Source organism: Nanohaloarchaea archaeon SW_7_43_1, from assembly GCA_003009795.1.
Taxonomy (GTDB): domain Archaea; phylum Nanohalarchaeota; class Nanosalinia; order Nanosalinales; family Nanosalinaceae; genus SW-4-43-9.
This window is the reverse complement of sequence record PXPE01000001.1, coordinates 1-14,634: the sequence shown is the minus strand read 5'-3', so window position 1 is coordinate 14,634 and position 14,634 is coordinate 1. Positions and strand designations below refer to the sequence as shown.

7 protein-coding genes and 3 other annotated features are annotated in these 14,634 nt (G+C 44.2%); all 7 genes read right to left on the bottom strand.

The window, feature by feature from the left end; genetic code table 11:
• The 7 genes from BRC29_00035 to BRC29_00005 all read right to left on the bottom strand — a co-directional run bounded on the left by BRC29_00035 (position 1) and on the right by BRC29_00005 (position 10,779).
• A complete protein-coding gene (locus BRC29_00035; protein ID PSG98499.1) occupies positions 1–924 on the bottom strand; it encodes a hypothetical protein in 924 nt (307 codons plus the stop codon).
• A complete protein-coding gene (locus BRC29_00030; protein PSG98498.1) occupies positions 921–1,559 on the bottom strand; it encodes a hypothetical protein in 639 nt (212 codons plus the stop codon). The genes BRC29_00035 and BRC29_00030 overlap by 4 nt, the downstream gene beginning before the upstream one ends.
• A 3-nt stretch (positions 1,560–1,562) precedes the next feature.
• Positions 1,563–6,314, bottom strand: a complete 4,752-nt coding sequence (locus tag BRC29_00025; protein ID PSG98497.1) for a hypothetical protein — start codon at positions 6,312–6,314, stop codon at positions 1,563–1,565.
• Positions 6,315–6,372: 58 nt separating this feature from the next.
• Positions 6,373–8,028 (bottom strand): arginine--tRNA ligase, encoded by a 1,656-nt coding sequence (gene argS / locus BRC29_00020; GenBank protein ID PSG98496.1) that lies wholly within the window; start codon positions 8,026–8,028, stop codon positions 6,373–6,375.
• A 38-nt stretch (positions 8,029–8,066) separates the two neighbouring features.
• Positions 8,067–9,578: a trehalase gene (locus tag BRC29_00015; protein PSG98495.1), complete on the bottom strand. Its 1,512-nt coding sequence runs from the start codon at positions 9,576–9,578 to the stop codon at positions 8,067–8,069.
• Positions 9,538–10,311, bottom strand: coding sequence for a hypothetical protein (locus BRC29_00010; GenBank protein PSG98494.1), 774 nt, complete (start codon positions 10,309–10,311; stop codon positions 9,538–9,540). The genes BRC29_00015 and BRC29_00010 overlap by 41 nt, the downstream gene beginning before the upstream one ends.
• Positions 10,312–10,617: 306 nt before the next feature.
• Entirely contained in the window at positions 10,618–10,779 is a 162-nt protein-coding gene (locus tag BRC29_00005; GenBank protein PSG98493.1) for a preprotein translocase subunit Sec61beta, read from the bottom strand.
• Between the two features lie 792 nt (positions 10,780–11,571).
• Positions 11,572–12,207, bottom strand: a sequence feature (possible 23S ribosomal RNA but 16S or 23S rRNA prediction is too short).
• A gap of 110 nt (positions 12,208–12,317) precedes the next feature.
• Positions 12,318–13,061, bottom strand: a sequence feature (possible 23S ribosomal RNA but 16S or 23S rRNA prediction is too short).
• 162 nt (positions 13,062–13,223) lie between these two features.
• Positions 13,224–14,604: a sequence feature (possible 23S ribosomal RNA but 16S or 23S rRNA prediction is too short), on the bottom strand.
• Positions 14,605–14,634 lie beyond the last annotated feature (30 nt).

Sequence of the window (14,634 nt, the reverse complement as noted above, 5' to 3'; positions counted from 1 at the left end):
TTAGTCCACCGTTAGCGCCAAAAATACCACGAACAAAGCGTTTATAGCAGGTATTATCACGTGTACCCCTAGCCACATCAGGTCTCTTATAGCAAATCCTCCAATGGTTCCGCCCAAAAGGTTCATGACTGCGAGCACCACTACAAGGAAGACCGGTGCGGCGATTAAAATTGCTGTGTAGAAGGAAGCGTATGTACTTAGTTTCTGGATCTCTTTTTTCCTTTGTTGGTTGTATTCGAACAATGCTTCGTCTGATTTTTCCTGTAAGTATGATTTGAGATCTCCTCCGGTTTCCACAGTTGAGACTATACCGAACAAGACTTCGGCCCAGTCCTCGCTCGGGGATTTCTCCGCTACCTGTTTCAATGCTGTTGTAAGATCTTCTCCGAACACGTTGACTCTGCGGGATATTTCTCCTGCTTCATCTGAGATTCCTTCGTATTCATCGAACGTATTAAGAAGTTCAAACATTGACTTAGGAGGTATTCCGGAAGTTGCAATAGCTCCAAGATGGTTGAGAGCGAAGGGTAGGTTATCATCAATATTTTTCTTTCTTCTCTTGGCTTTCTGAGATGGATACAGATACATAAAGCCAAATGTGACAAGTGAAAAGGCGAGAGGTACTCCGAAAAGATATCTAACCGCTTCAGGTAAGGACATACTTCCGTATACTGTTACACCTATTCCTGCAACTGATCCTAGGATGAATGCAAATGAGCTGTACAGAAACATTTTGGAAACATATGTCCTATAAAGAATATCCATATCAGCTTTCTGTAAATCATTTTTCAGGTCTTCAAATTCCTCTCCGTATTTGTCAACTGTAGGGCCAAAGATTGCGTTTGCCGCGGCATCAAGATTGTCTGTTTCCGATGCCTGTTTTATTCTTTCTAGAATCCCGGAGTTGAATGGGTCTGAGCTCATTGGACCTTCAGGCCGTCACTATTGAAGACGTAGTTATGGACGCTGTGGTTGTAATCTGAACCTCTCAGCTTTTTTACATAAATTTCTCTCTTCACTTTTCCGTTTTCCCTTACTACTTCCATGTTAACTATCCCGTCCGCTACTTCATCTTCAATCTCTGTAGCCTCTCCGCTCTCTGCCAGAAGCAGGGATGTGGCTCCTAGGTTCCTGACCTCTCTCTTTATGGATAACAGGTTTTTTCTAATATCTTTTCTTGAGTCTATATAGAGATCGAGGTCCGTGATTGGATCCACTATTACACGAGATGCGTTGTTCTCTTTGATCATTCCTCTTATCATGTCAGGAACCTGTTCGTATCTGTACGGATCCATTTTCCTTACATTGATGTTTCCCTGTTCTACGTGTTGATCAAATTTCCAGTCAAAGGTATTGGCTCGGAGTATATCGTCTTCGGTGTCTTGGAATGATACAAACAATCCTTTCTCACCGTTTTTTGCACCTCTGTAGAGGAACTCTAACCCGAGATTGGTCTTCCCTGCTCCTGGCTCACCCTTCACAAGCACTGTTTCTTTTTCCGGTATCCCTCCTCCTAGAAGTCTGTCCATGTTATCTATCCGGGTTTTGACACGTTTCATGATTCAGGCCTCGAAGGGATCTTCTTCTGCATTTTTGGAATCGCTGAAAGGGTTTTCGTGTCTTTCCTCAGGAGTCCGTGATCTTACTTTCTCGATTTTTTCCCTTTCAGATTTCAGTTTTTTCTCTAAATCTGCAACAGGGTTGCTCTCGATTTTCTTCTTAGTCTCTACATCGGCGTCACTATCAATATCATTTATCTCTTTTTCCAGTGTTTCCCCTTCATCGTCTTCAACAGCGTTGTCCAGCTGGTCAGGTCTTGAAAGATCGACTTTTTCCTCGGCATCAATTACATCCTGTAGAGTGTACTTTTCATCCTCTGAGTTTATCATTTTCAGGATTTGATCTTTATTCTTGTAGTACTCCGCCACTATGTCCGATACCTCGTCGAAATCGCTTACACCCTTTTCCTGAAGCCATTTCAATAGATTTGTTCTTCTATCCATTTCCTTCATTAGTTTCTGCTTGGCAACACCGTAATCCTTACTGATCTGGTCGAATAGGTATGGCTCTCCTCTCCGACTGAATGAATCGTCAACTGCGGTCCAGGAGAATGCTTGATTGGTTCTGGCTGAAGCTGATTCTCCGACAACTTTCTGAAGCTCGTGGATGTTTTTCACTCTTCTAGCTGAATTCTCTACACCCTTCGCATGTGTCATAACCACCATGACATCAATTGCTTCAATCAAGGCTGGCGATAAAGATATTGGAGGCGTTGTAAGTCTTTTTACAACCGCGTTAGGCGAAGAAGCGTGCATCGTACCCATTGAAGGATGGCCGGAGTTGTGTAGCATTATCCCGCCTGAGCCGCCTATGAAACTTTCATTGCCGGGAACTGAGATATCATACACTGGTTCTGGTTCTTCCAGTTCTATCTTCTCTATATGTTTAATTTTGTCTGCTACGATTTCTCCATGTCTGTACTTATTATCTCTACCATCATAATCTAATTCAACTTTTGCTTTAAGAGTTTCTATGTATTTTAGCATCCTTTCTTGGTCATTCTTTCTGCCTAGATGTATTTCGTAATCGGTGGTATCCCTTCCATCTCGATTTCTATTTCTTTTTAGGGAAAATATTTCAAGACATTGTAAAAGGTGTGTTACGTCTTCTGCGAGCTCTTTTGAGATTGTGAAGTATGAGAACTTGTTTTCTGTAAAGCTCCCATCTCCGTTCCAAAGACCTGTAAGGACTTCACCTATCCTCTGCTTCGAGAGACCGTAGATAAAGCCGGGAATCTTCTTTTCACTTGAACCATGCCCGCAAAGTTGTTTCAATGTCTTGGCTAAGGTCAAATTCGCAACTTGAACTTCTTTCGACTCCCCATATCCAGTGTTAGATTCTCTGATTGCAGGATTTTCTCCAAGTGACTCAAAACATTTTTTCATGTCCTCTATGACTTTTTCATCCGAGGCATAGAGCTGGATATTACCTTTGTTTATCGAACCCTCCGAAATATAGTAACCAATCAAGCGAAGGAATTCATCCGTTAAAGGCAGTAATGCGGGTAGTGAGCCGCTTTTCCTTAAATATTTCAACTCTAATTCTTTTGGATTGTAATCTATCTTTGCCTCGTCCATAAGTTTTTGGAACTTGTCCAGTTCCATACTGGAGGGCTTTGATTCCTGATGATTTCCATAGTAGTCAGTTATTGTCTGGACATTAGTTACGTCTCCTGCTTCTCGATAACTAAGCTTTTCGACTGAACGCCTGAAATATTGTGGTGCTCTAACTCTTGGATTATCAAGGAGTTCCAAGAGATTGAGGTTGTCTTTATCATTGAAACCACATGGTAGTTTTGCTGGAGTAACAATTCTATCTCCTTCTTCCAGTTCTCCTGCCTGTAAAGCTTCACACTTTCCTTTTTCCCAACCGAATACAGAGTGGTCCTTGGTAACTTTCACAGTCTTTCCGGATGAAGTCTTAATCTTAAGCAGTTCCTCTCTCTCAGGATGCTCTATTTTTGCGGAACCGTTTTTAAGCTCTACCTCACCTGTTTCAGGATCTATAGATGGGACTGTTTGAGGTTTTCCTATTTCTTCTATAGGTTTTTTCTTTAGCTTTCCATTTTCCTTTACTAACACTCTTTCGCTTCCTGGAAGAGAGCTCATACCTTGGAAAAGCACTGATGCTTCCTCTCCTCTGACCTCTCCAACCACAACGTAATCTGGATTCTGCCTGAAAGATTCTTTCAAGAGTTGATCCATGTCTACATCGCCTTGGCTAGAAGTTCCAAACATTTCACGGGTAACGGAGGGTATCCAGTTCTCGTGAGGTAGTTGGAGCTCTCGGGTATTATGTGCGAGTATGTTGTTAGCTATGAATCTTTCTGATTCTGGAACACTGATATCGTAGACATATGTTTCTTCTTGATCTATTTTTTCTACCTCAATTACTTTATCCCAGTAAATATCTGAATTTGCCAGTTTCAGTATTTCTTCGTCCTCTGTAAGTTCCTTTAGATAGTTTCTGCCAAGATTGTTGGCATTATTTCTGTAATTCCATTGTATCTTTGTCTCTCTGTGAATTCTTTCCGCAAATTCCTCGCTTGTAGGGATGACGTCGTTCTTCTCGTGATGTGCTTTGTCTCGTTCAAGCATTTGTTTAAGAGAATCATTTTTCCTCTTCTGTACGAATCCGGCTTTTTCCTCATATTTCCTGAGGAACTTTTGAGATGAGATTGATAGCTCCTTGCAATCGTCTTCTCTGTCATAATCATTTATTGAGCCGACTATTCCTAATCTCAGCAGGAGATCTTGAATTCCTTCCAACAATTCCCTACTTTGTGAACTACATGTAACTTCATGGTTTTTGACTGAACCGTCTGCGCTGAAGTATCCTTTCAGAACTGCGCCAATCTGTCGTTCATTTAGGTTAATACAGAATTCCGGTACCGTTTTGGTTTTGGATTTTCCCTTGAAGCCTATACCCTTCATTAGTTCAAGTAAAACGACAGAGTTGATGCTCAGAGTTCCATCGCTCTTTTTAGTTATATTGATATCAAGCTGGCCGATGCCTTTTCTAATTACATCTTCGATTTCCTGTTCGCTTGTGGTAATTAGAACACAGTTATCGTTGTGGCGATCGTAACTGCCGTCGCCTAACCATAGTCCGAATATTTCAAGAAGTTCTGATGTTATATCTAATTCGGGCTGGAATTCTATTGATTTAGATTTAGATCTTACAATGTAATCTTCATCTATCTTGATATCTTGACCGGTTAAGTTATGGATTTCTTTACCTCTCATCATCTGGTTTCTTTTCCAGTATTTAAATCCGCTGTTTGAGATATCGCTTACCTCATTTATTTTGGTCCAGCTTGCCTGATTATATAGTTCCTCTATGGCTTTCCCTTCGGCAAATAATCTTTCTTTATTTTCGGCATTTTGAATTATATTTAATGAATTCACGCCGTGTCCTGTCGGAAGTTCTCTTGGTACAGCGATTCTTTCTCCTTCTGATTCTTGAGGTTTGATCTCCTTTAGATCTGAATTATCTAAGCCAAAGATTGAGTGATCCTCTGTTATTTTAAGCTCTCTGCCGGAAGCCGTTTTCACCCGGTAAATATCTTTATCGACTTTGTGCCTGTAGAAAGCTGAAGGCTGTTGATAACTTGTCTTCAAATTTTCATCTATTGTCGCGGTCCTGATCTCTGAACTTAACTCAGCCTTTTCTGCGCCATCAACTAATTTTTCTCCTCTTTTCTCTATTAGAGGATCCACTATTTCCGAGATAGGTTTACGGACTTTGGTTCCGTTTTCTACCAGCTCAATTTCTGTGTCGCCGGTAATACTGTCCTCGATAGAGACGATTTTGTCTTCTGGAGGTATGAATGAAACTGTAGCGTTTAGATAAGACGTTTTACCGGTTGAAGTTCCTCCACAGATAAGTATTGATTGCTGGTACTGCTGAAGTATCCATATGTACGCCATGATTTCGGCATTTGCTGTTCCTAGATCCATCATATCTACTGCGGAGAACGGAGTTTCCTGGAATTTTCTTATTGAAAATGTCGGCCCGTGGGCTGTTACATCTTCTGTAAGTGATGCGTTAACTCTGGAGCCATCAGGTAAGGCTCCGTCAAGCAATGGATTGGCGTATGAAACGTATCGTCCGGCTCTTTCTGCCAGTTTAATTACAAGATTTTCCAGGTCCTCTTGGTCGTTGTAATGTACGCCTGATTTTACTGATCCAAATTCGGAGTGGACTGCGAAGATAGGTGTTCCGGTTCCGTCACATCCAACGTCTTCAATGTATGGATCGTGCATAAATGGCTCTACTTTTCCTAGTCCTACGAAATCTCTGTAAATATAATACAGTATCTTCTTGTGCTGTTCATCGGTCATACTGATACCGAGTTCTATCAGCAGGTCGTTGATCTGGTCCTGTAGGTAACCGATAATTTTCTCTCTTCCTCCCATAGAGCTCAGGGAGACATCGATTTTTTCGGAAAGATTATCCTTGACTATCTCTAATAGTTCCTCGCTTTCATCATCGAGTTCTGGTTCGATAATGCGATATATTACCTCTTTCTGTTCTTCGTTCCATTTGACGTGTGCGTAGGCAAAGGGCTTGATTAAAGCATATTTTACATCCACGTCCGCCATTTTCTCGATCTTTCCTGTGATCTTTATGTCTTGTTTATCGCTTAGGGTGAAGTCAAGGCTTTCGTCGTCCATTTCAAATGATAGATCTCTGGAATCTCCTTCTTCCTGGCTGTCGGAGACCATCTCTTTGATTGATTCAAAAATGGACATATACAACGAAAAATTGGCTTCGGTTGTTAATAAGTTCAACGATTCCAGAATTACTGCGTTACATCTCCTCTAAAGGCTCTATTCCGAGTAGTTTCATGCCTTGATCAGTTACATCTGAGAAAAGTTTTACTATTTTCAGTCTTCTCTTCTCTGTTTCCTCGTTTTCGCCTATCACTCGGCTGGAATGATAGAAGCTGTTAAATTCTTCACACAGATTTGAGAGATAGTTGGCGATTTTCGCTGGCTCTCTGTTTTCAGCTGTTTCCCCGACCTTTTCCGGGAACTCGCCCAGTTTTTTCACAAGTCTATATTCTTCTCTAGTTAGAGCTCCTGATAACTCTGGTTCTCTCTCGGTTTTTCCGAGGATGCTTTTAGCCCGGGTATTGGAGTATTGAAGGTAAGGCCCGGAGTCTCCCTGGAAGGATAGAGCAGTATCCCAGTCAAACTCCATGTCTTTTTTTCTCGAAACTGAAAGATTACTGTACTTCACCGCACCGATTCCGATTGCCTCAGCGTTTTCCAGGCTGCGGTTTATTTCCTCCTCAGCCTTTTCTTCAGCGATTTCAATCGCCCGGTCAAATATCTCTGACTGCTCTATTATAAGCCCTTTACGGGTCGACATACTTCCTTCCGGAAGATTCAACATTCCGTAAGATAAATGCTCTGATCCCTCGGCTTCAATCCCTGATTCTTCTGCAATCTGGAAAAGCTGTTTGAAGTGGAGCTCCTGCTCGGAGGCTACAACATACAGGTTGTGGTCAAACCCTTCCTCATTCCTCTTCTTCAGGTTGTAGAGATCCCGGGTAATGTATAATGTGGATCCATCTGCCTTGAGAACAACTGCTCCAGGTAATTCATCCTCTTTAAACTCATAGAAAATCGAGCCGTCTTCGTCGTGTTCAAGCTTTCCTTCCTCAACCATTTGCTTTACCAGTTCTCTGGCGTCCTCGTATACCGTTGATTCACCGGTTATCCTGTCGAACTTGATTCCAAGTCTTTCGTATTCGTCTCTGTGATATTCCAGTGTTGCGCTGCGGAATTTTTTCCATAATCTGATTGCTTCATCATCTCTTTTCTCTATCTTTTTCGCCCATTCCTGGGCTTGGTGCTCTATTTCTGTGTTTTCCTCTGCGAGGTCGTGAAACTTGACATAGATATCGAGCATGTACTCTATAGGTTCTTCCTCGAAGTCTTTCTCGGATTCAATGTTTTTATGCCCGTAAATAACCTTTCCAAACTGTGTTCCGAGATCGCCTATGTAGTTTTCTGCGGTGACATCATATCCGACAAAAGAGAGAGTTCTTCTCAGAGAATCTCCTAAAGCATTGTTTCTGAGATGTCCTATGTTCATCGGTTTTGCAATGTTTGGAGAGGAGAACTCTAGAAGGATACTGCCTTCTTTCTGCTTGACACCCATATTTTCTGATTCCAATATGTCCTCTATGATCTTTGCATATTTTTCTCTATCAAGATGAAAGTTAAGGTATCCGGGTCCGGCAACTTCTACTCGTTCAACAATGTCAAGTGCCCCAAGCTTTTCTGAAGCTTCTTCAGCAAGTTTCCGAGGATTCTCCTCCTTCTGTGATGCTGCCTTCATAGCTGGATAGGCAAAGTCTCCATGTTCGTCTTCGGGAATTTCAATGTCATCCTCTTTTACTTCTACTTCCAATATTTCTTCCAGTTTCTCTGCCAGTTCCTCTTTCACTGCTATCATAAAATTCAATTGTTCGGAGAAGATTCAAAACAGTTATTCTAGGTAATTCCGTCACTGCTAACGGAACCAGATGTTTCTCCCAGTTTTTTCAACATCATGAGTGTCACACCATTCGTCCAGCCAAATCCTTCTTGTACGGGGTATTCGCCGTCCTCAACTTCGGACATAGGATCGACAATATTGTATTTTTCATACATCTTACCGGTCTCCCGGAATATCTCCCGATTCATTTCAATCCATTTCTTTGCAGCCATCTCTGCTAACTGGTCGAAACCATAATTTCTCAGTCCTTGATAGACTATCCACTGTAGAGGAGCCCACCCATTTGGATAGTCCCACTGATGTCCTGATCTAGTGAGGCTGGTAACAAATCCGCCTTTTTCCAAGAACTTTTCCTCCAAGTTTTCAGCGACTTGCTCTGCCTGTCTCTGCGAAGCAGCTTCCACATACAAAGGTACAGCTCCGGCCAAGCTCCAAGTATCGGTTTGCCTCTGGTTCTCAAGATCGTAGTCGAAGTAAAAACCTTCTCCCTCGTTCCAGAAATACTTGTCTATCAATTTCTTTCTTCTAGACATTTTTTCCCTGTATTTTTCTGACTTCTCAGGCTCTGAGGACAGTTCTGAAAGTGTTCTTTCGTTTTCATACAGGAAACAGTTTAGATCAACAGGAGCTATGTCAGTTATCCTGATTGATTCAAGTCCGTTGTTCGCCCATCTGCTGCTGAAATCCCAGCCAGATTCACACGCGGCTCTTATACCTCTAAAATTCTCACTTCCACCGGTTTCAAAGTCTTCCGCGTAAGACTCCGGTCTCGGAACTGTTTTTTCGCTCCAGTAACGGTTCAACTTATCTCCTTTCTCTGTCTTAACTGTTCTTCTATCCATCCAGAAACGGTATTCTTCCTCCAGATTTCCCTGATATTTTGTTTTTTCGTTTTCTGGCAAAAGATTGATCATGTAGGCAAAGAATGGCGGTTGTGATCTGTCAAGGAAGTAAATTCTGTTTCCATTAGGTATGAAGCCGAATCTTTCTATCAGTGAGGAGAAGTTTTCAACCATTCCTCTAAGTATTTTTGTTCTTCCAGAAGCTTTCAGTCCCAGCATTGAGAAGTAGGAATCCCAGTAATACTGTTCGCGGAAACGACCTCCGGGAGCCACGTATTTGTTTTCCAGAGGTATGAGCGTGCTTTTGTCTGATGAACTCTGTAAGAGAGAATCCCATGAAGATTCTATATAGGCTCTCATGGAGCTTCTATTATCTATCGAGATGTTTGGACTTTCCGGTATCTCAAAGTTTCTGTTTACTGCAGTCTTGATGTCTTTATTTTTGAAATCTTCCAGAGCTGTTTCTTTGTTGGTGGTTAGAATGGCATCTGGAAAGGTCTTCGAGTCATCAAATATTTCCGAATTCTGTACAGCCTCAAATAAATCTCCCTCTACCTGGAGCGCCTTTTCATCCATCGAATGCCAATTGAAACTGTATTTTGAAAAAACCAAAATAATGTAGGAGTCAAAAACACCTCTGAAGTTTCTCCAGTATTCTTCCTGCATTACTTACTGTTTTCCCGTCTTCATCAAATGGCGGCGCAACTTCTACAAGGTCTGCAGAATCAGGTTTGACGGCTTCAATAACTTTTTCTGCATTTTCTACCGTAAGTTCTCCGTCAGGGTATCCGGTTCCAGGCGCTATCTCTTCCTTCAGAACATCAATATCAACGGAAAGATATACAGGAGAACCGTCTTTCCTAAACTCACGGACGAATTTTTCTACTTCATCAGCTTGATATATGTGAAATCCGGAGTCTCTGGTAAACTCTTCCTCGTCGTGATCTACTTCAGTTACTCCTACAAACCAGATCTCATTTTCAGTAAATCCCCATTTCAGAAGTTCACGGACAACTACATCGTGTGAAACGTGGTCGTCGACTTTCTTTTTTAGATCAAGGTGAGAGTCAAGCCAGACAAGTTTAAGATCGGGATGCTTCTCTTTCAGTGTTTTTATCACCGGAAAGGAGACTGAGTGATCTCCGCCTATGGACAGAATCGGTTTTTGATACTGTAACAAATCCTTGGTATCATCTTTGATTCTTTTTTGGGTTTCTTCCAGATCGAATTCGTCTGGAAAAATTTCATCTATCAGAATTTCCTGGCTGAACTCAGTATTTTCTACCAGGATTTCGGGTGCATTAAGAGCTCCTTTCCTCGGGTTTCTGTGTATCCCTATGTCTGAGGGAATTTTCTGTATAATTATTTCTGCTTCCTCCAAGCTATTTGTCTCTGGCATTTTACTGAACCGATCTGTTTGAGATTGGTTGCTTCTTTTTCATCTGATAGGTCTCACAAAAGTCGCAGAATTTCTGCTGGTATCAAATTTTGAACGGACCCGGGGGGATTTGAACCCTCGACCTACCGGTAACCTAAGCCAGTTCGCTCCAACTCCTGGTTTAACTGCTGTTCAGTGGTGCAGCTCTCAAATCCAGAAAACTTTGAGCCAAGCGGACTCTAGAAGCCGGTTGCTCTGTCCAAGCTGAGCTACGGGCCCTTCTGTATAGAAACAGGTTCTTTGTAAAGTATTAAATAAAGTTTCCAGTTAAGCCAGAATCCTCATGTGAAGTGCGAGTTCTAAAATTACTACACCTACTGTAAATGCTATGACCATCTTAGGATCTATCTGTACTCCTGAATCCGCATCGAAGTACTGTACAAGTCCTCCCTGGCTGGAGGGCATCTGAACTTCGTTGTCTTTAGCCATACTATAAAGTTGGATGTGAAACTTCAAAAAGATGAATGTAGAGGTGGTGGGAGTAAGCCCGATTCTGTTCTATGTCGAAGGATGAAAAATCCTTCCTCAACAGTCTTTCCGGACGGGAAAGACCGTGGAACACATTTCACTTGGCGAAGATCAGAGACCTACCTCCAATCCGCACTTGCACTGTACTAAGCTTGCACCGTGAGATGGAACACGTTTCAGCGATTCTCCTAAATTATAGGAGCCGTGGCGTTTCTGCGGACCTTGGATCTCGCTACCCTGCTATTACACGGGTTGTGGTTGATCCCGATGCCTCTCGGCACACAGGTCTTAGCACCTGCTTCACGGACTCGAAAGCCTTACAGCTTTCTCAAACCCGCAACTCAGAGAGTCGGGGGTAGGGTGTCAGGACTTTCCTCACTCAACATTCAGCAGCGATCTTCCTGTTACGTCCGATACACTTATACCCTGAATGCCAGCGGTGGTGTCCACTCCACCTCCTCTAATACCTATATATTGGCTAAACGATTTAAGCTTGTTACCAGGAATTAATCACTGTTCACTTTAGGTAAACACTCACATTTGGAGAAGAATTGCTTGATATAGTAGAAAAGTAATTGTGTACAGAAAGTTGAAGGTTTGACCACCTATAAGCCAACCGAGCTCAACGATCTTTTCAATGAACCAACTCCTTGCGGAGCAAGTTCAATGTTAGAGCTCAAGCTGGTGACACCGTCCGCCGAGTTGGAACCCGTGTTTAGTAGTGGTCGGCTGAGAACCTCGTTGCCTTGGTTCTTACACCGCCACTCTATCAAACTTGTCTTCTACAAGAACGGAAGCGGTCTCTTTTTGAGGAATCTTTCGAGCTTAGATGCTTTCAGCTCTTACGACTATGAGGCGTGGCTACTCTGCACCGCCCTTCCGGACGACAGATACACCAGAGGCCTCAGTCCAGGGTTCCTTTCGTACTGTCCGGACTTTCCTCTCAGACCACAAAAACACTTCTAGCAGATAGCAACAGATCTGTCTCACGACGATCTAAACCCAGCTCACGATCCGTTTTAATGGGTGAACACCCCCACCCTTGGCTGCTGTTGCACAGCCAGGATACGGAGAGCCGACATCGAAGTAACAAGCCTAGGGGTCGATGTGAGCTCGCGCCCTAGACAATCCAGTTATCCCTGGAGTACCTTTTCTGTCATACCTGGGCCTCACTAGTTGGCCACAGGGGTTCGCTAGGCCACGCTTTCGCGCCTGGTTCTCGTATTGATAAGGAACCAGTCAGGCAGGCTTTTATCCTTGTACTCTACGTCCGATTTCTGACCGGACTGAGCCTACCTTTGGACCCATCTGATTTATTATCAGATGGATACCGCCCCAGTTAAACTGCCCAGCTGTGGCTGTCCCTCCGTAGAGGTAAGCCGCGGGGTTCCGAGAGGTTAGTGTCCAATGGGCGACTGGGCGACATGCTAGCGCATGCATCTCTGTAACGTCTCCTAACTACACTTCACACTCGGACCCCCGCAGCAACGACAGACTGCAGTAAAGGTTCACAGGGTCTTCGCTTCCCACTAGAAGTCACCGGCCTATGCGCCGGTATGGTGGGTTCACCGGGCCACGGCTTGGGACAGTGCCGACCTCGTTCCTCTATTGATGCGGGCCAACAATTAGTTGGCAAGGGACTACGCTCACATCTGTTACTTTCTCGGAAAAAGACCGATACTGACCTCTCAATCTTGAGAAAGGCGTGTCGCTGCGAGGCAACCTCTTCACGTCGCCGTGAAGGTCGGACTGTATCTTCCCGATCTAACGGGTCTGACGTACAGTCTCTGAGGATTCTTCCAAACTTGGAAGTCTTTCCTGCTGGTTATCTCTTTGTAGAACACTTTTAGAGGTCGCTGCTCTCTTTAGAGAACAGTAGTCTGTTTCTACATCGTAGAGACGTTCCAGCATATAGCCAGATTTTATTAAGGCAACTAAAAGTAACCTTAAGACAGTCATAGTTACTGCCGCCGTTTACCAGCCCTTCTTCTCCCTGAACGGAGGTTTCAGGTGCTGGCACTGGGCAAGAGTCGCCGACTATACAAATCCTTTCGGACTAGCAGTCGGCTATGTTTTTAGTAAACAGTCGAGCCGGCCTAGTTATTGAAACCTATCCAAGCGAGTGGATAGGTACTCCATCTTGCGAACGTACGGAGCTAACTTGCCGAATTCCCTAAGCCGAGTTTATACCCGAGACACCTTAGCCTACTCAGCCAGAGGACCTGTGCTGGTTCTTGGTACGGCCGTCTGTATCTTTTCAAAGGTCCCAGGAATCTCGGAGATCCGGGATTATTCCCAGACCCATCACAGTTTCATGTGGTCGATGCATTACGCTTGCACACATTAACTGCTTGGACTGCGCGAAGACGCAGCTTCCGATATCCCGAGACGAAGATGATACAGATTGGTTCAGGAGTATTAACCTGATTACCTGTTCTCCAGTCTCGAATTACGGACTGGATTAGGATCGACTAACCCTCAGCTGATAATCATTGCTGAGGAACCCTTCCTCTTACGGTGGACAGGATTCTCACCTGTCTGTCGCTGGTACTGCCGGCAGGATTTTCGTATCTATGCGGTCCACGCGACCTCACGGCCGTGCTTCTGTCCACACAGATCGCCTTTCTATCCATCGTCAGAGACGATGGCAAGGTCTCGGCTCCTGACTTGAGCCCCGTCCATTTTAGGTGCCACAGCTCTCAACGGGTGAGCTGTTACGCTATCTTTAAAGGGTAGCTGCTTCTAAGCTAACCTCCCCGCTGTCTGAGAACCGTGACTCCCTTCAAAAGACACTTAGTCAGGAATTGGGGGCCTTAACCTTGCTCTGGGTTGTTTCCCTCTCGGAACGGTACCTTACGCACCGCCCCTCGCTCCCAGGGTCTGCAACGCTCAAGAGTTCAGAGTTTGACTCCGGGCCTGAGCGCGAACTCAGGAACCCAGAATCAGTAGCTTTACCTCGTGAGCCGTCTCGCCTGAGGCTAGACTTCGATCTATTTCGAAAGGAACCAGCCATCACCGATCTCGATTGACATTTCACCCCTTGATCCAGCTTATCCGAGCGCTTGCATCGCAGCAGCGGTTCGGTCCTCCACGGAGCTTTCGCGCCGCTTCAACCTAGCCAGACCAGGATCGACCGGTTTCGGATCATGTTGCGGTGACTTCACGCTGATTATAACGCGGTCCCTCATGCAAAGCATTGCGGACTTCTTGGTTTCCCTGTGACTCCCCACCGAAAGGTGGTTAGCCTTGCCACGGCAACAAACTCCCTGCCCCGTTTTTCAAAACGGATGATACGACACTGCTCCATTCTGTCCTACTAGAGGCTCTCGCCAAGTTCGTTAAAGAGTTTCGATGCTTTAATGCCGTATCTAACCTACCACCAGATAGTTTTAGGCTCTTTTCAACCCCTTTCTAGGGGTGCTTTTCAGCTTTCCTTCACAGTACTTAGTGCGCTATCGGACTCGAGAAGTATTCAGCATTGGAAGACATAGTGCCTCCCATATTCACACAGGATTTCCAACCCATGCTACTCTCGGCACGTCCAAGAACGTTTTCTCCATTGACTACGAGACTATCACTCTCTATGGTGTTGCTTTCCAGCAAACTTTACCTAGGAGAATCGGTTCCAAAGACGGCCAAAACCCACATCCAAAGATCCTCTCGGAGCTTCGTTCAGTTTGTGCATAATTCCCCTTCCGATCGCCTCTACTAAGGGAATCTCGATTGATTTCTAGTCCTGCGGCTACTTAGATGTTTCAGTTCACCGCGTATGCCCATGCTCTCGCATTGATCTGTCGAAACAGATCACGAAGTCGC